The following is a 21,264-nucleotide window of genomic DNA, read 5'->3' as shown; positions in this document are numbered from 1 at the left end:
TGAGCATGCGCAAGGGCGAGATGACGCGGGCCGCCATCCTCGATGTTGCGCTCGAGCTCGCCAGCCGCGACGGTCTGGAAGGCCTGACGATCGGCCTGCTGGCCGACCGCATGAACATGAGCAAATCGGGCGTCTTCGCGCACTTCGGGTCGCGCGAAGACCTGCAGATCGACGTGCTCAAGCTGTACCACCGCCGCTTCGAGCAGGAAGTCTTCTTCCCCAGCCTGAAGGAAGCCCGCGGCCTGCCGCGCCTGCAAGCGATGTTCAACCACTGGCTCAAGCGCGTGTCGGTGGAGATCGCGTCCGGCTGCATCTATATCAGTGGTGCCGTCGAATACGACGACCGTCCGGGCCCGATCCGCGAAGAACTCGTCGCCATGGTCCGCACGTGGCAGGGCGCCTTGCTGCGCTGCGCGCAACAGGCGATCGAATGCGGCGACCTGAAGCCGGGCACCGACCCGGAGCAACTCGTGTACGAGATGTATGGCCTCGTGCTGGCGGTGCACCACGATGCGCGCTTCCTGCGCATCCCGGGCGCCGTCGACCGCGCACACCGCGGCTTCGCGCGCCTGGTCGAAGATTACCGCAACCCCAACAAGCAAAGCAGCCAGGCGGATACCGTCCGCGCTCAGTAATTCAACACACAAAATATTTACCTGTCAGGAGAACACCATGGGTCAGTACGTCGCGCCACTTCGGGATATGCAGTTCGTTCTGCACGAGTTCCTCAACGTCACCGAAGAATTCAAGAACCTGCCGGCGTACCAGGAGATCGACGCCGACATCATCAACCAGGTGCTGGAAGAAGGCGCGAAATTCACGCAGGAAGTGCTGTTCCCGCTGAATCACAGCGGCGACCGCGAAGGCTGCCACTACGACGCCGCCACCAAGGCCGTCACCACGCCGAAGGGTTTCAAGGAAGCCTATAAACAGTACGTGGAAGGCGGCTGGGCCGCACTGGCCTGCGATCCCGAATACGGCGGCCAGGGCCTGCCGGTCTCGCTGAACAACTCGTTCTACGAGATGCTGAACTCCTCGAACCAGGCATGGACCATGTACCCGGGCCTGTCGCACGGCGCGTACGAGTGCCTGAAGGAACACGGCACCGACGACCAGAAGAAGTTCTACCTGCCGAAGCTCGTCTCGGGCGAATGGACCGGCACGATGTGCCTGACCGAAGCGCACTGCGGCACCGACCTGGGCCTGCTGCGCACGAAGGCCGAACCGCAGGCCGACGGCACGTACAGCATCACCGGCTCGAAGATCTTCATCTCGGCCGGCGAGCACGACATGTCGGAAAACATCGTCCACCTGGTGCTGGCCCGCCTGCCGGACGCACCGGAAGGCTCGAAAGGCATCTCGCTGTTCCTCGTGCCGAAGTTCCTGCCGAACGCCGACGGTTCGGTCGGTGCCCGCAACGGCATCACCTGCGGTGCCATCGAAGAGAAGATGGGCATCCACGGCAACTCGACCTGCCAGATGAACCTGGACGGCGCCATCGGCACGCTGATCGGCCAGCCGCACAAGGGCCTGAACGCGATGTTCGTGTTCATGAACGCCGCCCGCCTGGGCGTCGGCATGCAGTCGCTGGGCCTGACCGAAGTCGCGTACCAGAACGCGCTGGTCTATGCGAAAGACCGCATCCAGATGCGCAGCCTGTCGGGCCCGAAGGCACCGGACAAGCCGGCCGACCCGATCATCGTCCACCCGGACGTGCGCCGCATGCTGCTGACCGCCAAGGCTTATGCCGAAGGCGCGCGCGCCCTGACGTCGTACGTCGCGCTGCAGATCGACCGCGAACTGAACCACCCGGACGAAGAAGTCCGCAAGGAAGCCGCCGGCGAAGTCGCGCTCCTGACCCCGATCGTGAAGGCCTTCATCACCGACAACGGCTGGATCGCCACGTCGGAAGCGATGCAGGTGTACGGCGGCCACGGCTACATCGCCGAGTGGGGCATGGAGCAGTACGTGCGCGACGCCCGCATCAACATGATCTACGAAGGCACGAACACCGTGCAGTCGCTGGACCTGCTGGGTCGTAAGATCCTGATGGACAACGGCGCCAAGCTGCGCGCGTTCGGCGAGAAGGTCAAGGCGTTCGTCGAAGAGAACGGCCTGGACGAGCAGATGGCCGAATTCGTGAGCCCGCTGGGCGAACTGGGCGAGAAGGTCGGCAAGCTGACGATGGAAATCGGCATGAAGGCCTTCCAGAACCAGGACGAAGTGGGTGCCGCCGCCGTGCCTTACCTGCGCGTCGTGGGCCACATGGTGTTCTCGTACTTCTTCGCGCAGATGGCGAAGATCGCGCTGGCCAAGAAGGATTCGGGCGACAAGTTCTACGAATCGAAACTGGCGACCGCACGCTTCTACTTCGCCCGCCTGTACCCGGAAACCGCGATGCTGATCCGCCAGGCACGTTCGGGCGCAAGCAACCTGACGGCGCTGGACGCAGACCTGTTCTAAATCGCACCATCAAATCTACCCGTCGTCCCCGCGAAAGCGGGGACCCATACTGAAGAACCGAATTCGGAAGCCATGCATCAAGGCGAATCGACCGGTTTCCGAAGCTCAGCATGGGTTCCCGCCTCCGCGGGAACGACGACCTAACTAAGGATTACGAGAGATGACTAATTTCATCGTCAAGAAAGTCGCCGTGCTGGGCGCCGGCGTGATGGGCGCGCAGATCGCTGCGCACTGCGTCAACGCCAAGGTCCCGGTCGTGCTGTTCGACCTGCCGGCAAAAGAAGGCCCGAAAAACGGTATCGTTTTGAAGGCCATCGAGAACCTCAAAAAACTGTCGCCGGCACCGCTGGGCAACAAGGAAGACGCGGCGCTGATCGAAGCCGCCAACTACGAGGACAACCTCGACGTGCTGGCCGGCTGCGACCTGATCATCGAAGCCATCGCCGAGCGCATGGACTGGAAGCACGACCTGTACAAGAAGGTCGCACCGCACATCGGCGCGAACGCGATCTTCGCGTCGAACACGTCGGGCCTGTCGATCGAGAAGCTGGCCGAAGGCTTCGACGCCGAACTGAAGTCGCGCTTCTGCGGCGTGCACTTCTTCAACCCGCCGCGCTACATGCACCTGGTCGAACTGATCCCGACCGCCGCCACGAAGCCGGCAATCCTCGACCAGCTCGAGACCTTCCTGACGTCCGTGCTGGGCAAGGGCGTCGTGCGTGCGAAAGACACGCCGAACTTCATCGCCAACCGCGTCGGCATCTTCGGCATGCTGGCCACGATCCACGAAGCCGAGAAGTTCGGCCTGTCCGTGGACGTCGTCGACGACCTGACCGGTGCCAAGCTGGGCCGCGCCAAGTCGGGCACGTTCCGCACGGCGGACGTCGTCGGCCTGGACACGATGGGCCACGTCATCAAGACGATGCAGGACAACCTGCAGGACGACCCGTTCTTCAGCGTGTACAAGACGCCGGACGTGCTGGCCAAGCTGATCGAAAAGGGCGCGCTGGGCCAGAAGACGGGCGGCGGCTTCTATAAAAAGGTCGGCAAGGACATCCTGCGCCTGGACACCGCGACCGGCGAATACGTGCCGGGCGGCGCCAAGGCGGCCGACATCGTCGCGCGCATCCTGAAAGAGAAGGACCCGGTCAAGAAATTCAAGGCGATGCGCGAATCGACCAACCCGCAGGCGCAGTTCCTGTGGGCGATCTTCCGCGACGCCTTCCACTACATCGCGTTCCACCTGGACTCGATCGCCGACAACGCGCGCGACGTGGACTTCGCGATGCGCTGGGGCTTCGGCTGGAGCGTCGGCCCGTTCGAAACGTGGCAGGCCGCCGGCTGGAACACCATCGCCCAGTGGGTCAAGGAAGACATCGAAGCGGGCAAGGCCCTGACCGATGCACCGCTGCCGGCATGGGTGTTCAGCGCGCCGGTCGCGGAGAAGGGCGTGCACACGCCTGAAGGTTCGTACTCGGTCACGAAGAACGCCTATGTGCCGCGTTCCGACCTGCCGGTCTACGAGCGCCAGCAGTTCCGTGCGCCGGTCGTCGGTGCGGGCGGCGATGATCCGAAGACCGCCGGCACCACCGTGTTCGAGGACGATTCCGTGCGCCTGTGGCACTCGGGCGACGAGGTGCTGGTCATCTCGCTGAAGACGAAGATGCACGTGATCGGCGACGGCGTCATCAAGGGCATCCAGCGCGCGCTGGCCGAAGCCGAGAAGGGCTTCAAGGGCATCGTGATCTGGAATACCGATGCGGCCGACGGCGGCGCGTTCTCGGCCGGCGCCGACCTGCAATCGGCCCTGCCGGCCTTCATGGCGGGCGGCGCGAAAGCGATGGACCCGATCGTCAAGGAACTGCAGGACACGTTCATGGCGATGAAATACTCGAACATCCCGGTCGTGGCCGCGGTGGCGGGCCTGGCGCTGGGCGGCGGCTGCGAGATGGCGCTGCACGCATCGAAGCGCGTCGCCTCGATCGAGTCGTACATCGGCCTCGTGGAAGTGGGCGTCGGCCTGGTGCCGGCCGGCGGCGGCCTGAAGGAAGCGGCAGTGCGCGCGGCCAACGAAGCCAAGGGCAACGACATCCTGCAATTCCTGAAGACCGGCTTCACCAACGCGGCCACCGCGCAGGTGTCGAAATCGGCCCTGGAAGCGAAGGCGATGGGCTACCTGAAGGACGACGACATCATCGTCTTCAACCCGTACGAACTGCTGCACGTGGCGAAGGTCACCGCGCGCTCGATGTTCGACGCCGGCTACCGCGCACCGCTGCGCCGCCCGGTCACCGTCACCGGCCGCTACGGCTGGGGCACGATCCGCGGCCAGCTGGTCAACATGCGCGACGGCGGCTTCATCTCGGCCTATGACTACCAGCTGGGCGACACGATCGCGGAGATCGTCTCCGGTGGCGACATCGACCAGGGCAGCGTCGTGTCCGAGCAGTGGCTGCTCGACATGGAACGCAAGGCATTCGTCTCGCTGCTGAACAATCCGAAGACCCAGGAACGCATCATGGGCATGATGCAAAACGGTAAACCGGTACGTAACTGATCGCGGCGCGACACTAAGGACTACTGACATGAGCAAACAACTTCAAGACGCATACATCGTCGCAGCGACCCGCACCCCGATCGGCAAGGCGCCGCGCGGCTTCTTCAACAAGACCCGTCCGGACGACCTGCTGGTGGCCGCGATCCGCGGCGCGATGGCGGCCGTGCCGAACCTGGACCCGGCACTGATCGTCGACGCCATCGTCGGCTGCTCGTTCCCGGAAGCGGAGCAGGGCTTCAACGTGGCCCGTAACGCCGTCGTGCTGGCCGGCCTGCCGAACACGGTCGGCGGTGTGACCGTCAACCGTTACTGCGCCTCGGGCATCACTGCCCTGGCCATGGCCGCGGACCGCATCCGCGTCGGCGAGGCCGACGTGATGATCGCCGGCGGCGTCGAATCGATGTCGATGGTGCCGATGATGGGCCACCACCCGTCGATCAACATGGAGACGTTCAAGGACGAGAACGTGGGCCTGGCGTACGGCATGGGCCTGACGGCCGAGAAGGTCGCCGCCCAGTGGAAGGTGAGCCGCGAAGACCAGGACGCCTTCGGCCTGGAATCGCACCGCAAGGCCATCGCCGCCCAGCAGGCCGGCCTGTTCAAGGACGAGATCACCCCGGTGGAAATCGTCACCCGCACGCCGGACCTGGCGAGCGGCGAGATCAAGGTCAAGCGCCGCACCGTCGACCTGGACGAAGGCCCGCGCGCCGACGCCAGCATGGAAGGCATGGCGAAGCTGAAGCCGGTCTTCGCCGCCAAGGGCAGCGTGACGGCCGCGACGTCGTCGCAGATGTCGGACGGCGCCGGTGCGCTGATCGTCGTCAGCGAGAAGATCCTGCGCGAACACAACCTGACCCCGCTGGCCAAGTTCTCCTCGTTCGCCGTGCGCGGCGTGCCGCCGGAGATCATGGGCATCGGTCCGAAGGTCGCGATCCCGGCCGCGCTGGCCGCCGCCGGCATCACGCAGGACCAACTGGACTGGATCGAACTGAACGAAGCCTTCGCGGCACAGGCACTGGCCGTCATCCGCGACCTGGGCCTGGACACCAGCAAAGTGAACCCGATGGGCGGCGCGATCGCCCTGGGCCACCCGCTGGGCGCCACCGGCGCGATCCGTGCAGCCACGGTCGTGCACGCCCTGCGCCGTAACAACCTGAAGTACGGCATGGTCACCATGTGCGTCGGCGCCGGCATGGGCGCGGCGGGCATCATCGAACGCGTGTAATCCACACGACGTGAACGGAAGGGGCGCTGTGGCACAACCGCAGCGCCCTTTTTTATATGAACAAACGAGACACCCAATGGACATCCTGACCACCACCGCCGACGGCATCCTCACCCTCGAATTCAACCGCCCGGAACGCAAGAACGCCATCACGGGCGCCATGTACACCCTGCTGGCCGACGCCCTGCGCGCGGCCGACACCGACCCGCAGGTCCGCGCCATCCTCATCACCGGCAAGCCCGAGATCTTCACGGCCGGTAACGACCTGGAAGACTTTCTGCACAACGTGGGCCCCGGCTCGATGCTCGAATCCCGTCCCGTGTTCCAGTTCATGCAGGCGCTGGAAGGCTGCAGCAAGCCGGTGGTCGCGGCCGTCGCCGGTGCCGCCGTCGGCATCGGCACGACCCTGCTGATGCACTGCGACCTCGTCTACTGCGCCGACAACGCCAAGTTCTCGATGCCATTCTCGCAGCTGGGCCTGTGCCCCGAGTTCGCATCGTCGCTGCTCGTCGCGCAATCGGCCGGCTACACCCGCGCGGCGGAAAAGCTGATGCTGGGCGAAGCCTTCGGCGCGCAGGAAGCGTTCGAGATGGGCATCGTGGCCAAGGTGCTGCCGGCCGCCGAACTGCTGTCGTTCGCGCAGGGGCAGGCCGCCAAGCTGGTGAAACTGCCGGCCGCGTCGATCCGCACGACCAAGGCGCTCATGAAGCGGTCGCGCGCGGCGCTCGTGAAAGACACCATCGCGGCGGAGAACGAGCGGTTCAGTGCGATGCTGACCGGTGCCGAGGCCAAGGAAGCCTTTACGGCGTTCTTCGAAAAGCGCAAGCCGGATTTTTCGAAGTTCGATTAAACGGCTGTCAACCGTCGGTCGAGACCGAGACCTCTTCCCAGGCATCGAGTTCGCGCCCGAGGTCGGCCAGCTTGCCCCGCACCAGTTGCAGCGCGTCGCTGCCGAGCAGCAGGTGCGTCGGCGGCGCGTCTGCCTCGATCACGGCCAGTATCGCGCGCGCCGCCCTGGCCGGATCGCCCGGCTGCCTGCCGCTCTTTTCCTCGCGCGCCTTGCGCACCGGGTCGAACTGCGCGTCGTAGTCGGCAATCGAACGCGCGGTACGCTGCATCGAGCGGCCAGCCCAATCGGTGCGGAACGAGCCCGGTGCGATCGCGGTGACGGCGATGCCGAACGGCTGGACTTCCCTGGCGAGCGTGTCCGAGATGCCTTCCAGCGCGAATTTGCTGCCGCAGTAGTAGGCGATGCCGGGCATCGTGATGTAGCCGCCCATCGACGTGATGTTGACGATATGGCCGCGCCGGCGGGCGCGCATGAACGGCAGCACGGCTTTCATCATGGCGACCGGCCCGAAGACGTTGACGTCGAACTGGCGGCGCATATCGGACAGCGGCGATTCTTCCAGGATGCCTTCATGCCCGTAGCCGGCGTTGTTGACGAGGACATCGACGGCGCCGACGTTCGCTTCGATGTCCGCGACGACGCCGTCGATCGCATCGAATTGCGTCACGTCGAGGATGCGCGCGTGGGCGCGCGCCGGGCACATTGCCGCGAACGCTTCCGCGGCCTGCGCGTTCCTGACCGTCCCCACCACGCGGTGACCGTCGGCCAGGGCTTGTTGCGCAAGGGCGCGGCCGAAGCCGCTGCTGACGCCGGTGATCAGCAGGAGTTTATGGGTTGCCATGTCTTCTTTCCTGAATCGATGAAAGCTGCATGGTATTCTTCGCGAGATGACCCAATAAGCCCAATTCGACTGTTTATCTTGCCTAAAACTATGGATGACGGCGGCGATCCATCCGGCCACGCGCAGCGGCGCATGGTCGAGCTGCTGCGCGCATTGGCGCCCAACGAGGGCTACAACCTCACGGCGCTGCCTACCGTGCGGATCCTGCGTTCCGACCGCGCGTTGACGCGCACGCCGGTGCTCTACGATCCCGGTATCGTGATCGTCGGCCAGGGCCGCAAGCGCGGCTACTTCGGCGACAGACTGTACGTCTACGATGCGCAGCATTACCTGGCGGTCTCCGTTCCCGTGCCGTTCGACATGGAGACGGAGGCGACGCCGGCGCAGCCGTTGCTCGCGCTGTACCTGCATCTCGATTTCGCCGTCGCCGCGGACCTGATGCTGCACATCGACCGCCACGCCCTGGCCGAACCTGCCCAGGCGCCGCAGAGCATGTTGTCGAGTCCCATCGATGCGGACATGCGTGGCTCGGTACTGCGGTTCCTGGAAGCCTTGAACCGGCCGCTGGAGGCGGCCGTACTGGGACCGGGCCTGCTGCGCGAACTGTATTTCCGGGTGCTCACCGGCGCGCAGGGACGCTCGATGCGCGAGGCGCTCGCGCTGAAAGGCCAGTACGGCAAGATCGGCCGGGCGTTGCGCCGCATCCATGCCGGTTACGCGGAAGCGCTCGACCTGGCGCAGCTGGCGCGGGAAGCAGGCATGAGCATTCCGGCCTTCCACAGCCACTTCAAGGCGATCACGCAGACGTCCCCCATGCAGTACCTGAAATCGACGCGGCTGCACCAGGCCCGCCTGCTGATGGTACGCAGCGACCTGACCGCGGAAGCGGCGTGCCATGCGGTGGGCTATACGAGTCCATCGCAGTTCAGCCGCGAGTTCCGGCGGCTGTTCGGCTTGACCCCGGCAGCGGAGGCAAGGCGGATGCGGGCGACCTTTGCCATTCCGCCGGCGTTTCCCGGCGCCGGGTTTGTCTCGTCACACTGAAATCATGAACCTGCACCGTCTCGACCTCGTCTCTCTTTCCCTGTTCAGCCACGTCGTCCGCTCCGGCAGCATCAGCAAGGGGGCCTTGCTCGCCAATCTCGCCGTCGGGGCGGCGAGCAAGCGGATCACCGACCTGGAGGCCGCCGTCGGCGCCGCGCTGTTCGAGCGCCATTCGCGCGGCATCACGCCCACCGCGGCCGGCCTCGCGCTGGCCCGGCACGCGCAGCGCATCCTCGGCGACGTGAACCTCCTGGCGGCCGAGCTGCACGACCACGCCAGCGGCATCGTCGGCGTGGCGCGCCTGTGGGCCAATACCTCCGCCATCACCCAGTTCCTGCCGGCCGACATCGCCGCCTTCGCCAAGGCCAATCCGGCGATCCGGATCGAGCTCGCTGAACTCAACAGCAACGAGATCGTGCTGGGCGTGCTCGAAGGCCGCGCCGACATCGGCATCTTCGCCGACCGCACCCCCGCCCTCGGCCTGCACCTGATGCCGTATCGCGAAGACCGCCTCGTGCTCGTCGTCCCGGCCGGCCATGCGCTCGCGCGCCGGCGCAGCCTGGGCTTCGAGGAGGCGGCGGATTTCGACGTCGTCAGCCTGTCGCAGGGCACGTCGCTGGCGCAGCGCCTGCAGGTCGAGACGGAAGCGATGGGCCGGCGCCTGCGCGTGCGCATTCAGGTGCGCAGCTTCGATGCGATGTGCCAGATGGTGGCGGCCGGCCTCGGCGTCGCGGTGCTCCCCGCCGATGCCGTGCGCGCGCTCGTGCGCTCGCTGAACCTGCGCCAGATCCCGCTGACGGATGCGTGGGCGCGGCGCCAGCTCCTGATCGGCGTGCGCGACCTGGAAACCCTGCCGCGCCACGCGCGCCTGCTCGTCGACCATCTGGGCGCCGGCACCTAGCACGGGCGAGCTTTCGCGAAACGCGAAAGCGGGGTTCACACCTTGGTCATTCCGCGCCTGGGGGAGTGCTGCCAGAATTCCATCATCACGCCACCAAGAGCGTGCGGGTCATTCGACACTTATCCATCCGGAGACAACAATGAACAAGATTCTTTCCGCCTCGGCCGGCGCGGCCGACGCCGCCGTGCCGGACATGGCGCGGATCGTGGCGAAGGTGGCATGGCGCATCATGCCCCTCATCATGATCTGCTACCTGTTCGCCTTTTTCGACCGCATCAACATCAGCTTCGCCAAGTTCGCACTGCAGAGCAGCCTGTCGCTGTCCGACACGGCGTACGGCCTCGGGGCCGGCCTGTTCTCGGTCGGCTACGTCCTGTTCGAAGTCCCCAGCAACATGATGCTGTACAAGGTCGGCGCGCGGCGCTGGATCGCGCGCATCATGGTCTCGTGGGGCATCGCCACCGCGCTGATGGCGCTGGTGCAGAACGAATGGCAGTTCTACGTGCTGTACTTCCTCACGCTGTGGTTCCCGACCGCCTACCGCGGCCGCATCACCTCGATGCTGTTCCTGGCCTCGGCATTCTCCGGCCTCGTCGGCGCGCCCGCCGCCGGCCTCGTGCTGGCCCACTTGGACGGCGTGCTGGGCATGTCCGGCTGGCACTGGCTGTTCCTCGTGGGCGGCCTGCCTTGCATCGGCCTCGGCGCCATCGTGTTCCTCGTGCTGAAGGACCGCGTCGAGGACGCATCCTGGCTGGCCCCGCAGGAACGCGCGCTGCTGGCCACGCGCATCGCCGAACAGAACCGCCAGATTGGCAGCCACTCGCTGGTGGGCGCCCTCAAGACGCCGGGGTTCTTCACGCTGGGCCTCGTCTATTTCCTGATCCAGGTGAGCTCCTACGGCCTGAACTTCTGGGCGCCGCACATGATCCGCAGCGCCGGCACGACGAGCCCGACGACCATCGGCCTGCTCACGGCGGTGCCCTACCTGTGCGGTGCGATCGCGATGGTGACCGTGGGCCGGCTGTCGGACGCCAGCGGCGAGCGCACGAAGTTCGTGATCGGCCTCGTGCTGCTGGGCGCGGTGGGCTTTTGCGGCGCCGGCCTGTTCGACCACCAGCCGGGCCTGCTGGTCGCGGCACTGGCCGTGATGGGTGCGGGTGTGGTAGCGTCGATCCCCGCGTTCTGGGCGCTGCCGCCGAAACTGGTGACGGGCGCCGGCGCGGCGGGCGGCATCGCGCTGATCAATACGCTGGGGCAGTTGGGCGGCATCGTCAGCCCGGTGATGGTGGGACGCATCAAGGACGTCACCGGCAGCACGACGCCCGCCCTGTACGTGATCGCGGCGCTGGGCGTGGTCTGTGCCGGTGTGCTGGCGTTCGGCCTGCCCGAACGGCTGCGCCAGCGCGAACAATCTGCAAACTGACGAGGACAAGATGAGCATGACGGCCGCACACACGATGTCCGCCAACGCCCTGCAGGGCGTGCGCGTGATCGAGATGGGACAATTGATCGCCGGCCCGTTCGCCGGCAAGACGCTGGGCGATTTCGGCGCCGACGTGATCAAGATCGAGGCACCGGGCGCGGGCGACCCGCTGCGCAACTGGCGCATGATGAAGGACGGTACCTCCGTCTGGTGGCAGGTCCAGTCGCGCAACAAGCGCTCGCTCGCCCTCGACCTGAGAAGCGAGGAGGGGCAGGATATCGCGCGCAAGCTGATCGCCGAAGCCGACGTGCTCGTCGAGAACTTCCGTCCCGGCACCCTGGAAAGCTGGGGCATGGGGTGGGACGTGCTGTCCGAGCTGAATCCGGGCCTCGTCATGCTGCGCATTTCCGGCTACGGCCAGACGGGGCCGTACCGCGACCTGCCGGGCTTCGGCGCGATCGGCGAAGCGATGGGCGGCCTGCGTCACCTGACCGGCGAGCCGGGGCGCGTACCGGTGCGCTGCGGCATCTCGATCGGCGACACCCTGGCCGCGCTGCACGGCACCATCGGCGTGCTGACGGCGCTGTACCACCGCAAGGTCAACGGCGGCAAAGGGCAGGTGATCGACGTCGCGCTGCACGAAGCCGTGTTCAACGTGATGGAAAGTCTCATTCCCGAATACAGCGCGTTCGGCGCCGTGCGCGAGGCCGCCGGCAGCGCGTTACCGGGCATCGCCCCGTCGAACGCCTACCGGTGCGTCGACGGCTACGTGCTCGTCGCGGGCAACGGCGACAGCATCTTCAAGCGCTTGATGCAGGCCATCGGCCGGCCCGACCTGGGCGACGCGACTGACCTCGCGAACAATGCGGGCCGCGTCGCGCGCGTGGACGAGATCGATGCGGCCATCGGCGCGTGGACGGCGGAGCGGACCGTGGCGGACGTCCTGGACGTGCTGGGCGCGGCGAAAGTCCCGGCCGGCAAGGTCTACACGGCGAAGGACATTGCCGAAGACCCGCACTACCGGGCGCGCGACATGATCCTGACGCAGCAGACGAGAGAAGGCTACGAGGTGGAAGTGCCCGGCATCGTGCCGAAGCTGATGGGCACGCCGGGCAGCGTGCGCTCGGCGGCGCCGCGGCTGGGCGAGGACACGGATGCCGTCCTGCGCGAGATCGGCCTCACCGAAGACCAGATCACGGCGCTGCGCGCGCGCAAGGTGGTGGCGTGAGCGCCTGGAACGGCGCCGGTCGCCGCATCCACATCCAGGAAGTCGGCCTGCGCGACGGCCTGCAGGCCGAGTGCCGCTTCGTGCCGACGGCCGACAAGATCGCCCTGGCCGACCTGCTGTCGGGCGCGGGTCTCGCCAAGCTCGAAGTCAGCTCCTTCGTGTCGCCGAAGGCCGTGCCCGTGCTGGCGGATGCGGCCGACGTATTCGCCGGCATCGCGCGCGCACCGGGCGTCGTGTACAGCGCCCTCGTGCCGAACGTGCGCGGGGCCGAGCGTGCCGTCGCGGCCGGTGTCGGCGAGATGAATCTCGTCATGTCGGCCAGCGAAAGCCACAACCTGTCCAACCTGCGCATGACGCGTGCACAATCCTTCGCGGGACTGGCCGACGTCGCGGCACTGGCGCGGCGCCACGGCATCGCCGTCAACGTGTCGCTGTCGTGCAGCTTCGGCTGCCCGATGGAAGGCGACGTGCCGCAGCAGGACGTGCTGGACTGGTGCGCCCGCTTCGTCGACGAACTCGGCGTGCACGGCATCACGCTGTGCGACACCACCGGCATGGCGTATCCCACCCAGGTGCGCGCGCTCACGGAAGCGGTACGCGCGTGCTGGCCCGGCACCGAACTCACACTGCACTTCCACAACACGCGCGGCATGGGCCTCGCGAACGTGCTGGCCGCCATCGACGCGGGTGCCGACCGCTTCGACGCCTCCCTCGGCGGCATCGGCGGCTGTCCGTATGCGCCCGGCGCCACCGGCAATGTGTGCACGGAGGAGGTCGTGCATGCGCTCGAGCTGATGGGCTACGACACGGGCGTCGACCTGGCCCTGTTGCTGCAGGCGGCTGTCCGCCTGCAGGACCTCGTCGGCCACGAGGTGCCCAGCCAGATCGTCAAGGCCGGCCGCAGGCTGGATCTGCACCCACAGCCGGCTGCCTGAGCGTACCGGTCAGCGTATCCATCAGCGTATCTCGCAGCGCGCAATCTCCGTCCGCCCGTGTCCGGCCACGATCCCGCTGCCATACACGGGCAGGTCGAGATAGGCCCGTTCCGTCGCGCGCACGGCAAGCACATACGCCTGGCGCCCCGTCTTGTGGCGCAGGACGACGTGCGCGACATAGGCGGGCGCCAGCACGCGCTGCGTCTTACGCTTGCCCAGGTCGAGGTAGCCGAACTGCAGGGTCGCCGATTCCACCAAGTCGCCCGCGACCTCTTTCTGGCCGAGCAAGGTGGCCAGTTGCGCCACGATCTGGCGCGCACCCGTTTGCGGTTCGATGATGGCGGCGCGGTCCAGCACTTCGCCGTTGGCTGGGCGCACCTGCACCGACAGCGCGTCCAGCCGGCCGTCGCCCGCGAGCCGCAGCGCGACGGATGCGGCACCCAGCACCGGGATGCCGCCCGCGACCTGGCGCCAGGCGCCGAGGGCGCGGAACAGCGTCGCTGCGGATGTCTTGCCGGCCGGGTCGGCGCCCTGGCCCAGCGTGCGGAACAGGCGCTCGAAGCGCAGCTCTCCGTTCGGGCCGGCCCAGTCGGACAGGGTCAATTTGCGCGCGCGTTCCTCGACGAGGCGTTGCAGGACGGCGCGCTCGGCGTCATGCTCGAATGCTGCTTCCGCCGGGCCAAGGCCGGAGACGTAGCGCAGGGCGCCGGACGCGTGGTAGACCATGGCGCGCGCGCCGTCCGGCAGGTGGATCACCGTGTGGTCGTCGCGCTGTTGCCAGGCGCCGCCATTGTCGTGCGGGCAGTCGCCGTGTTCCTGGAGCAGGGTGACGAAGCGGCGGGCGCGTGCCTGCAATTGTTCCCGCGTCGGTGACTGCAGCAGGAGGATGTCGGCCTGTTCGGGAATGCGCGCGTTGGCGCAGGCGCCGGCCAGCTTGTGCAGCAGGGTGTGGTCGCTCATCGTTCAGCCCTCCGTCCAGGTCCACAGCAGGCAGGCCTGCCGGGCAGGCGGCAGGTCCGGGGTCACGGTGCCGTGGCCCCACAGGTGATCGCGGTTGATGGCGCTGAGATCCCAGCGGATCGCGCCACCGTTCCAGGTGGCGGCATCGCCCACGCACACCGTGATCGGGTGGTTGTCGACCCACCAGTCCGAGACGCCGTCGTGCCAGGCGTGCGCCACCGTGTCGCCGTGCACGAGGTTGTCGCCCACGTCCTCGCCGCATTCGTCCGTCGTGATGCCGTCCCACATCAGGTCCCAGGCGCCGCAATAGATGTGCATGCGCGCGAAGATGTTCCACAGGCCCGCGACGGTGGGCAGCGCCGCCGTGTCGCACGAATACGCCATCACCCATTCGTTGTTCCAGTCCTCGCCCAGTTGCCAGCGCGCCGAATTGGCGAGCCATTCCGTGGCGGGCGTGTCGTACAACAGCACGACGTGGCCGGCGTCGTCGTGGTTGCCGTGGGTTTCGATCCAGAACAGGTCGACGTCGTCGACCCAATGGCGGTCGTCGCCGCCCTGGTCGCTGTCGCGGATGTCCGTCTCCCAGACATCCGTGTTGGCCCAGTAGAACGCGCGCGTGTGGCCGGCGCCGCGCAGTTTATTGTCCAGGCCGTTACTTCGATTGAACGTGTACGTGAGGTCCCCCGCCGTGTCCACGTGCGCCGCACGCGCATGGCTGAAGTAGCGGATCGCCTCGACACCGAACCGTGCCATTTCTGTCTCCTTGGAAATGCCGCTTGCATGAATGCGCGGGCAGCACCCGTACGGTAGCGGCGCATGGCCGGTCTCGGCCTGTTCTGCCTCAGGCGTGCTTGCACACCGGCTTGATCCAACGCGGGTACGGGAGCGCCGATTCGTGTGTCGACCTCAAAGGCGATGCGCTACAGTAAGAAGATGGGATGACAGGAGAATTCGATGGAATGTGAAATCAAACTGGCCGTGGACGCGACGAGCGCCGCGCAGTTGAAAAAATCCGCCGTGCTGCGCGAGCACGCCGTATCGAAGCCGCGCGATCAGGAGCACGTCGACCGCTATTTCGATACCGGCGCTTTCGACTTGTGGAAGCACGGCTTCGCCCTGCGCGTGCGCAGCGCCGGCGAGCGTCATGTGCAGACCCTGAAGGGCGGCGGCAGCGCCGTGGCCGGGCTGCACCGGAGGACCGAGCTGGAAGCCGAAATCCAGTCCGAGGTGCCCGACCACGACCTGTTCGACCGCCAGCTGCGTGAAGCGTTGCCCGACCTGGCCCACAGCCTGGACGGCCAGCAGCTCGCGCCCGAGCCGGTCTTCGTCAACCGCACGAAGCGCACGACGTGGATGCTGGCCCTGCCGGACGGCACGCACGTCGAGTGCGCGCTGGACGTGGGCGAGCTGCAGCATGGCGAGCGCAAGACGCAAGTGCGCGAGCTGGAGCTGGAAGTGAAGGATGGCGATCCGGCCTGCCTGTACGAACTGGCGCAGCGGGTGCACGAGGCGACGCCCGTGCGCATCGAGAACGTCAGCAAGGCCGAGCGCGGCTATGCGCTGGCGATCGAGGACAAGGCGCACGCCGTCAAGGCCACGCCGGTGACGGTCAGGCGCAAGGCCACGCTGGGCGAGGCGCTGGGCGGCATCCTGCAGAACTGCCTGCAGCAGATGCAGGCCAACGAGCGGGGCGTGCTGGCGGGCGACGTCGAGAGCCTGCACCAGATGCGCGTCGGCCTGCGCCGCCTGCGCGCGGCCCAGGACATGGTCGACGGGCTCGTGGCGCTGCCGGAACCGCTGGCGGCCGATATCGACTGGCTCGCCGGCGAACTGGGCGACGCGCGCAACTGGGACGTGTTCCTCGACGCCGTGCTGCCCGGCCTGCCGCTGACGGAGGCGCAGAAACCGTCGATGGCGCGCGTGGAGGTCGCGGCGCGCGAAGAAGCGGAGCGTCATCGGGCGCGCGTGCGCTCGGCCGTCGGCAGCCCGCGCTACACGACCCTGATGCTGGCGCTGGGCGGCTGGATCGCGGGCAAGGGCTGGCAGAACACGGCCTTGCCGGCCGACCCGCTCGACCAGAAGATCGCGAAGGCCGCGCCGAAGCTCGTGCAGCACGCGGCCGCGCGCGTGCGCAAGCGCGCCCGCGGCTACGACCTGAAACGGCCGGAGTGCCTGCACAAGGTGCGCATCGCGGCCAAGAAGGAACGCTATGCGCGCGAGTTCTTCGCCGCGCTGTCGCACGACCGCAAGGCGACCCGGCGGCACGATCTCTTGAGCGGCATGCAGGACGAGCTGGGCGAGATCAACGATGCCTTCGTCGCGCGCGAACTGGTCGCGCAGCTGCGTGACCGCGTGCCGCAGGAGGCGGGACTGCTCGGCTTCATCGAAGGCGTGCTGGCCGCGCGTGCCCTCGATGCGATGCCGCGCGCGCGCCGCCACGTCAAGGGCCGGCTGCGCGCCAAGGCGGGCTTCTAGAATTGGTGCCGGTATGTTTCCCGACCGCCGGCGCCGGTAGGGCGGCCGAGCCGCCATGTGCTCTCTTCCCTGGGAGCGATGCGTATTCTGACGCCGGATTGTGACGTGATCGTTACGGCGCAGCGGTCGCCGCCAGCGGCGCTCCGCTCCAGCGGCGCAACAGGGCCGCGAGCGTGGACGAACGCTTGTCCTCGGGCGTCAGTACCGCCACCGCGGTCTGCAGGGCCTTGTCGTCGCGCGTGCCGAACGTGCGCGTCGACTCCAGCGGTTCGCGCTTCGCCTCGAGCGTCGTGTCCAGCGGCTGCGTCGCGGGCAGGTGTTTCGCCAGGTCGGCCTCGCGCAGCAGCAGGTCGTCGTCGGCCGCCGCCGCGGGCGTCACGACGATGTCGGGCGTGATGCCGCGCGCCTGGATCTCGTGGCCGTTCGGCGTGAAGTAGCGCGCCACGGTGAACTTGATGCCGCTGTCCTCGTCCAGCCCGATGACCGACTGGATCGACCCCTTGCCGAACGTGCGCGTGCCGATGACGGTGGCGCGGTGCTGGTCCTGCAGGGCACCCGTGACGAGTTCCGCAGCCGACGCGGACGCGCCGTTCACGAGCACCGTCAGCGGCACGGTGCGCGTCCACGCGGGCAGGCCGGCCAGCACGTCGGGCTGGCCCTGCTGGCGGTAATAGCGCTCGTCGACCGTGACGGTGGCATTGGCGCCCGGTTCGCGCCCGCGCGCCGAGAACAACACGGTGCCCGGCTGCAGGAAGGCGCCGGCGACCGCGACACCCGTCGCCACGAGGCCGCCCGGATCGTTGCGCAGGTCCAGGATCAGGCCGCGCGGCGTCTCCAGTGTTTTCAGCGCCGCCGCCAGGTCGGCCGCCGTGGCGCCGCCGAATTCCGAGATGCGGATCCACGCGAGGCCCGGCGCCGCCATCTTCACGCGCACGGTGTCGTTGTGCAGGTCGGCGCGCGTGATGCGCAGCGTCTCGACCTTGTTGCGGCGTGCGATGCCGACGGCGACCACCGTCCCGGGCGCGCCGTGCATGCGCCGCGCGACGTCGTCGTTGGCCATCGCGGCGACGGGTGCGCCATCCACGGAGACGATCGTGTCGCCCGCCCGGATGCCGGCACGTTCGGCCGGCGAGCCCTCGGTGGCGGAGACGACGCGCAGCTGGTTGCGGTCGCCTTCGACCTCGATGCCGATGCCCACGTACTCGCCGCTGTTCTCGCGTCCGACGTCGCGCATGGCGTCCTTGTCCAGGTAGCGCGAGTGCGCGTCGAGGGCGGCCAGCATGCCGGACAGGGCGCCGTCGAACAACGCCTTGTCGTCGGCCTCGCCGACGTAGTTCTGCTTCACCAGGGCATAGACCTCCAGCAGACGTTCCACCTGCGCCTGCGGCAGCTTCAGGGAAGGCTTGGCCGTGTCGTCGGCGTGGGCAAGGGGCGCGCAGGCCAGGGAGAGGGCGCCGAGGACGGCGAGCGCGGTGCGTTTCATGGTGATCCTTTCGTCGATTCGTTCCCGAGATTCTGGCTTGCGGGGGTGTTAAGCGCGGTTAAAGAGGGGTAAATCGGCGTTAAGGCGTTGTAAGCGATTGCTGTCGTTTTTGCCCGTATTGACGCCCGCTTTTTTCTTTTCCTGATGGCAAAAAGCACAGATAATCGATGCTTTGCGCCCCAGGAGAACGCCATGCAGGACCACGACGACTACCCCGCCAGCCCTGCGCGCCGCCGCATCTTCCAGGCCGCGGCCGCCGTGGGCCTGTCGGCATCGATCGCCCCGGCCGCCGACGCGAAGCCCGCTGCCAGGGCGGTCAAACCGACCGCCGGCTCGCTGGACGCCAAGCTGAAGGCGCACGTCAAGAACGTCGTCGTGATCTACCTGGAGAACCGCAGCTTCAACAACCTGTTCGCGGACTTTCCCGGCCTCGCGCACCCGCTGCCGGCGAACGCCGTTCCGCAGAAGGACCGCGACGGCAGCGTCCTCCCGGAATTGCCGAAGATCTGGGGCGGCATGGTGCCGGCACGCCAGAACATCGGCGGCAAGGATTACCTGATCAGGGAAGACGACATCCAGCACCTGCCGAACGCGCCGTTCAAGCTGACGGACGCCGCGGGCAAGCCGCTGCCGGAAGCGATCATCACGCGCGACCTGTGGCATCTGTTCTACCAGAACCAGATGCAGATCAACGGCGGCAAGAACGACGGCTTCGTGGCGTGGGGCGACAACGGCGCGCTGACGATGGGGCATTACGGCGAGACGTCGAAGAACCTGGGCCTGTGGCAGATCGCGCGCGAATTCACCTTGTGCGACAACTTCTTCATGGGCGCGTTCGGCGGCTCGTACCTGAACCACCAGTTCCTGATCAGCGGCCGCGTGCCGGAATTCTTCGATGCGGCGTCCACCCCGGCCGCGAAGAAGATCGCCGTGCTGGAAGACGGCCCGACGGGCTATCGTCTCGCGCTGGCGCCGGATTCGCCGAAGTCGGCGCTGGAGGGCAAGCCGAAGTTCGTCAACAACGGCGCGATCACGCCGGACGGCTACGCGGTCAACACGATGGCGCCGCCGTTCCAGCCGAGCTGGGTGCGTCCGGCGCCGGGCGGCGATGCGCACCTGGCCGATCCGCACGACCCGGCCGTGCTGCCGCCGCAGACCTATCAAACGATTGGCGACCTGCTGTCCGAAAAGGGCGTCGGCTGGGCGTGGTATGCGGGTGCGTGGCAGGCGGCGCTGGACGGCCGCGGCGAAGGCGAGCGCCCGAACTTCCAGTTCCACCACCAGCCGCTCAATTACTTCAAGCAGTTCGGACCGGGCACCGCGGCGCGCGCCGAGCACCTGCGCGACGGCGGCATGGGCGACAGCCCGATCTCCAACAAATTCATCGCCGACGCCATCGCAGGCCGGCTGCCCGCCGTTTGCTTCTACAAGCCGCAGGGGAATTTGAACCTGCACGCGGGCTATTCGGACGTCGAATCCGGCGATGCCCACGTGGCCAACGTGATCGAGCACCTCAAGAAATCGCCGCAGTGGAAGGACATGGTCGTCGTCGTCACTTTCGACGAGAACGGCGGCTGGTGGGACCACGTCGCGCCGCCGCAGGGCGACCGCTGGGGCCCCGGCTCGCGCATCCCGGCCATCGTCATCTCGCCGTACGCGAAGAAGGGCGCCGTCGACCACAATTTCTACGACACGACGTCGATCCTGCGCTTCATCACGCGCCTGCACGGCCTGCCGCTGCTGGAAGGCCTGGCCGCGCGCAACGCGGCGTTCGCGGCGCGCGGGGCGCGTCCGCCAGGCGACCTGACGGGCGCGCTGAGCTTCCGCTGACCGTCAGAAGCGGTGCTGCATGCCGGCGACGATGCTGCGCTGCGTGCTGCCGAAGCCGGCTTCGTCGCGCGCGAGGCTCACGAGCTGGCCGTGCCGTGCCTTCGCATACGCCCCCGTCAGATACAGGTCCGTCCGCTTCGACAGTGCGTAGCGAAGGCGCCCTACGATCATGACCGGGTCGGCGTCGGTCCCGCGCGGGACGTTCCTCACGTCCTGGTAGTAGACGGCGCCGGTCGCGGTCAGCCCTGGTGTGACGAGGTAGTTGGCACCGCCCCAGTACAGGCGCGCACGCACGTCCGGTCCAGGCGCCGATGGATCGAGCCGGTAGTCGCGCATCGCGGCCTGCAGCTTCAGGCGGCCCGTGTCGACCAGCGCGCCCAGATGCCAGACCGTCGCGACGTCGCTCCGGTTTCCTTTCACCCGTTCGTACGTCGCCACGACGGACACCGGCCCGGCCGCATAATTCGCGGCCACCGCACCCTTGGCGCCGTCGCCCGTCGCCGCCTGCTCGCCCGCGCCGTAGCTGGCGCCGACACTCAGGTTGCCGACCTTGCCTGCGTACTTGACCATGTTGTCGAACGCCAGCGTCATGCCGTACTTGCTGGCGCCGCTCGCATTGCCGGCGGGCGCCCAAGAATACATCGGCGCATAGCCCATCGGGTCGTAGGGCAGCACGAAGTCGTAGACTGTCGTGAATGCGCGGCCGAGCAGCAGCGTGCCCCAGCGTCCCGTCAGGCCGACGGTGGCCTGGCGCTTGAACAGCGGGTTGTCGGCGACGCCCGTGTCGGCCGCGATGCCCATCTCAAGTTGAAACAAGGCTTTCGTGCCGCCGCCGAGGTCTTCGCTGCCGAGGAAGCCGAGGCGCGACGTGTTCATGCCGCCCGAATTCACGCGCAGCGTATTGCCGCCGTTCGGCGCCAGGTTCGAGGTCCAGCCGGCGTTCATGTCGACGAGGCCGTAGACGGTTACGTTCGACTGGGCCTGCGCGCCGGCGCAGACGGCCAGGCACCACGCCAGGTGCAATGGCGATGCTTTCATGTTGTCTCCAA

At 67.4% G+C, this 21,264-nt stretch carries 17 protein-coding genes; 12 read left to right on the top strand and 5 right to left on the bottom strand.

The window, feature by feature from the left end:
* The first annotated feature begins 5 nt into the window (after nt 1-5).
* The 5 genes from P0M04_RS06435 to P0M04_RS06415 all read left to right on the top strand — a co-directional run bounded on the left by P0M04_RS06435 (nt 6) and on the right by P0M04_RS06415 (nt 7,095).
* Nucleotides 6-635 carry a TetR/AcrR family transcriptional regulator gene (locus P0M04_RS06435; protein ID WP_105378908.1) on the top strand — a complete coding sequence of 210 codons (630 nt, stop codon included), beginning with the start codon at nt 6-8 and terminating at the stop codon, nt 633-635.
* A gap of 37 nt (nt 636-672) precedes the next feature.
* Entirely contained in the window at nt 673-2,463 is a 1,791-nt protein-coding gene (locus P0M04_RS06430; protein WP_259448122.1) for an acyl-CoA dehydrogenase C-terminal domain-containing protein, read from the top strand.
* Between the two features lie 160 nt (nt 2,464-2,623).
* Complete coding sequence (locus tag P0M04_RS06425; protein ID WP_259448121.1) at nt 2,624-5,020, top strand: 3-hydroxyacyl-CoA dehydrogenase/enoyl-CoA hydratase family protein; 2,397 nt, start codon at nt 2,624-2,626, stop codon at nt 5,018-5,020.
* A 28-nt stretch (nt 5,021-5,048) separates the two neighbouring features.
* Nucleotides 5,049-6,245, top strand: coding sequence for an acetyl-CoA C-acyltransferase (locus tag P0M04_RS06420; protein ID WP_259448120.1), 1,197 nt, complete (start codon nt 5,049-5,051; stop codon nt 6,243-6,245).
* 76 nt (nt 6,246-6,321) lie between these two features.
* Nucleotides 6,322-7,095 (top strand): enoyl-CoA hydratase, encoded by a 774-nt coding sequence (locus P0M04_RS06415; RefSeq protein WP_259448119.1) that lies wholly within the window; start codon nt 6,322-6,324, stop codon nt 7,093-7,095.
* A gap of 7 nt (nt 7,096-7,102) precedes the next feature.
* On the opposite strand, the gene P0M04_RS06410 is transcribed toward P0M04_RS06415, so the two are convergent.
* On the bottom strand, nt 7,103-7,936 hold the full coding sequence (locus tag P0M04_RS06410; protein ID WP_259448118.1) for an oxidoreductase: 834 nt from the start codon (nt 7,934-7,936) through the stop codon (nt 7,103-7,105).
* Between the two features lie 132 nt (nt 7,937-8,068).
* Here P0M04_RS06410 and P0M04_RS06405 point away from each other — a divergent pair, with 132 nt between their 5' ends.
* The 5 genes from P0M04_RS06405 to P0M04_RS06385 all read left to right on the top strand — a co-directional run bounded on the left by P0M04_RS06405 (nt 8,069) and on the right by P0M04_RS06385 (nt 13,467).
* Nucleotides 8,069-8,980, top strand: a complete 912-nt coding sequence (locus tag P0M04_RS06405; RefSeq protein WP_259448494.1) for an AraC family transcriptional regulator — start codon at nt 8,069-8,071, stop codon at nt 8,978-8,980.
* A 4-nt stretch (nt 8,981-8,984) separates the two neighbouring features.
* Nucleotides 8,985-9,881 (top strand): LysR substrate-binding domain-containing protein, encoded by an 897-nt coding sequence (locus P0M04_RS06400; RefSeq protein ID WP_259448117.1) that lies wholly within the window; start codon nt 8,985-8,987, stop codon nt 9,879-9,881.
* Nucleotides 9,882-10,020: 139 nt separating this feature from the next.
* On the top strand, nt 10,021-11,304 hold the full coding sequence (locus P0M04_RS06395; protein WP_259448116.1) for an MFS transporter: 1,284 nt from the start codon (nt 10,021-10,023) through the stop codon (nt 11,302-11,304).
* A gap of 16 nt (nt 11,305-11,320) precedes the next feature.
* Entirely contained in the window at nt 11,321-12,532 is a 1,212-nt protein-coding gene (locus P0M04_RS06390; protein ID WP_259448115.1) for a CaiB/BaiF CoA transferase family protein, read from the top strand.
* Nucleotides 12,529-13,467 (top strand): hydroxymethylglutaryl-CoA lyase, encoded by a 939-nt coding sequence (locus P0M04_RS06385; RefSeq protein WP_259448114.1) that lies wholly within the window; start codon nt 12,529-12,531, stop codon nt 13,465-13,467. Before P0M04_RS06390 ends, P0M04_RS06385 begins: the two co-directional genes overlap by 4 nt.
* Before the next feature lie 21 nt (nt 13,468-13,488).
* On the opposite strand, the gene P0M04_RS06380 is transcribed toward P0M04_RS06385, so the two are convergent.
* Both P0M04_RS06380 and P0M04_RS06375 read right to left on the bottom strand, forming a co-directional pair.
* Nucleotides 13,489-14,427: a hypothetical protein gene (locus tag P0M04_RS06380; RefSeq protein ID WP_259448113.1), complete on the bottom strand. Its 939-nt coding sequence runs from the start codon at nt 14,425-14,427 to the stop codon at nt 13,489-13,491.
* Between the two features lie 3 nt (nt 14,428-14,430).
* On the bottom strand, nt 14,431-15,180 hold the full coding sequence (locus tag P0M04_RS06375; protein ID WP_259448112.1) for a DUF6345 domain-containing protein: 750 nt from the start codon (nt 15,178-15,180) through the stop codon (nt 14,431-14,433).
* A gap of 201 nt (nt 15,181-15,381) precedes the next feature.
* Between P0M04_RS06375 and P0M04_RS06370 the strand changes: the two genes are divergently transcribed.
* Nucleotides 15,382-16,902 carry a CYTH and CHAD domain-containing protein gene (locus P0M04_RS06370; protein ID WP_259448111.1) on the top strand — a complete coding sequence of 507 codons (1,521 nt, stop codon included), beginning with the start codon at nt 15,382-15,384 and terminating at the stop codon, nt 16,900-16,902.
* A 112-nt stretch (nt 16,903-17,014) separates the two neighbouring features.
* Here the strand turns inward: P0M04_RS06370 and P0M04_RS06365 are convergent, their stop codons facing one another.
* A complete protein-coding gene (locus P0M04_RS06365; RefSeq protein ID WP_259448110.1) occupies nt 17,015-18,385 on the bottom strand; it encodes a S41 family peptidase in 1,371 nt (456 codons plus the stop codon).
* Nucleotides 18,386-18,577: 192 nt separating this feature from the next.
* Here P0M04_RS06365 and P0M04_RS06360 point away from each other — a divergent pair, with 192 nt between their 5' ends.
* Nucleotides 18,578-20,215: an acid phosphatase gene (locus P0M04_RS06360; protein ID WP_259448109.1), complete on the top strand. Its 1,638-nt coding sequence runs from the start codon at nt 18,578-18,580 to the stop codon at nt 20,213-20,215.
* Between the two features lie 3 nt (nt 20,216-20,218).
* Here the strand turns inward: P0M04_RS06360 and P0M04_RS06355 are convergent, their stop codons facing one another.
* Entirely contained in the window at nt 20,219-21,253 is a 1,035-nt protein-coding gene (locus tag P0M04_RS06355; protein WP_259448108.1) for a porin, read from the bottom strand.
* Nucleotides 21,254-21,264 lie beyond the last annotated feature (11 nt).

Origin of the sequence: Telluria mixta (assembly GCF_029223865.1) — a bacterium.
Classification (GTDB): Bacteria; Pseudomonadota; Gammaproteobacteria; order Burkholderiales; family Burkholderiaceae_D; genus Telluria; species Telluria mixta.
This window is presented reverse-complemented; position numbering and strand designations above follow the sequence as displayed.